Source organism: Saccharopolyspora sp. (assembly GCF_017434145.1).
In the GTDB taxonomy this organism is placed as follows: domain Bacteria; phylum Actinomycetota; class Actinomycetes; order Mycobacteriales; family Pseudonocardiaceae; genus Saccharopolyspora_C; species Saccharopolyspora_C galaxeae.
Genome location: NZ_JAFRFW010000736.1, coordinates 1 through 1,644, shown reverse-complemented (window position 1 = coordinate 1,644; position 1,644 = coordinate 1). Strand labels below are relative to the sequence as shown.

Genomic DNA, 1,644 nt, shown 5'->3' with positions numbered 1-1,644 from the left:
GCGCCGCCCGCGGGAGCCGCGCTCGCCCCGCCCGCCGGTGCCGCTCGGCCCACGGGTGCCGATGGTGCCGCGCCGGGCGTCTCGATCAGCCACCGCACGGTGCCCGGCGCCGACGGCGTCACCCTGGACGCCAAGGTGATCGAACCGGCGGGCGACGGCCCGTTCCCGCTGCTGGTGATGCCCGCGAGCTGGGCGGTCCCGAACATCGAGTACGTCGGCGCGGCCGCGCGGCTCGCCTACGAGTCGGGTTACGTCGTGGTCACCTACACCGCCCGCGGCTTCTACGCCTCCGGCGGCGAGATCGAGGTCGGCGGACCCGAGGACCGCGCCGACGCCTCCAAGGTGATCGACTGGGCGCTGGCCAACACCGCCGCCGACCCGGGCCGGATCGGCATGGGCGGCATCTCCTACGGCGCGGGCATCAGCGCGCTCACCGCCGCCGAAGATCCGCGGGTGCGGGCGGTGGCCTCGATGAGCGGCTGGTCCGACCTGGTCACCTCGCTGTACCCGAACCGCACGGTCAGCACCCAAGCCGTGGAGATGCTGCTGGCGATCGGGCACCCCACCGGCCGCTTCGGCGCAGACCTCCGGGCGCTCGAACGCGCCTACCGCGAGGGCCGCATCGAGCAAGCGCTGCACCTGGCCGCCGACCGCTCGCCGCTGGCCGAAACCGACGAGCTCAACAAGAACGGGACCGCGGTGCTGCTCGCCCACTCCTGGAAGGACTCGCTGTTCCCGCCACAGCAGATGACCGAGCTCTACCGGAAGCTGACCGGGCCGAAGCGGCTGATGCTCGCGCCGGGTGATCACGCGGGTCCGGAGCTGTTCGGCGCCGCCGGGTTGCCGAACGACAGCTGGGACGCCGCGCGCCGCTGGTTCGACCACCACCTGCGCGGCGTGCCCAACGGCATCGACACCGAGAATCCCGTGCAGCTCAAGCCGGTCAGCGGGGGCAACTGGCGCGGATATCCGGACTGGGAATCGGTGACCGGAGCGGTCGACACCCGCCACCTCGGCGGCCCGGCGCCCGCGCCTGCAACCCCCGCCACTGGGACGCTCGCTCCGGACCCGCAACCGGCCTGGCAGCACCGGATCGGCACCGGGTCGCCGACGGTCGCCGACAGCGGCGCGGCGATCGTGAGCGGTGTCCTGCAGCAGTTCCAGATCCCGGTGGCGACTTCCGTGCCGCTGGTGGACCGCCGCGCGGCCGGGGTCTGGCGGACCGAGCCCTACCCGAGCTCGGTCACCGTTTCCGGCGCGCCGAAACTGCGCACCACCGTTACGCCGGAGTCCGGCACGACTTCGCTGTTCGCCTACCTCTACGACGTGGATCCGGCAGGTGGCGGCCGCCTGATCACGCACAAGCCGATCACCTTGCGCGACGCGGAGCCCGGCGAGCCGCAGCAGGTCGACCTCGTGCTGGAACCCGCGTTGTGGCAGGTGCCCGCGGGACACCGGCTCGTGCTGGTCGCCGACACCGTCGATCCCCGCTATGGCGGGGAAAGCGAGCCCGGCGGGACCGTCTCGTTCAGCGGGCCCGGACGGTTCGACGTGCCGTTGGGCTGAATCGCGTGATCGCGGCACTCCGCGGCGCTGATCCCTGCGGAATCTGGTCCGCTGAACGGACGGCGGGCTGCCCGCGGG

General features: G+C 73.2%; 1 protein-coding gene. It reads left to right on the top strand.

The window, feature by feature from the left end:
- Positions 1–1,566, top strand: a 1,566-nt coding sequence (locus IJH84_RS20085; protein ID WP_295147504.1) for a CocE/NonD family hydrolase, incomplete at its 5' end; no start/stop codon positions are given.
- Positions 1,567–1,644: the final 78 nt, after the last annotated feature.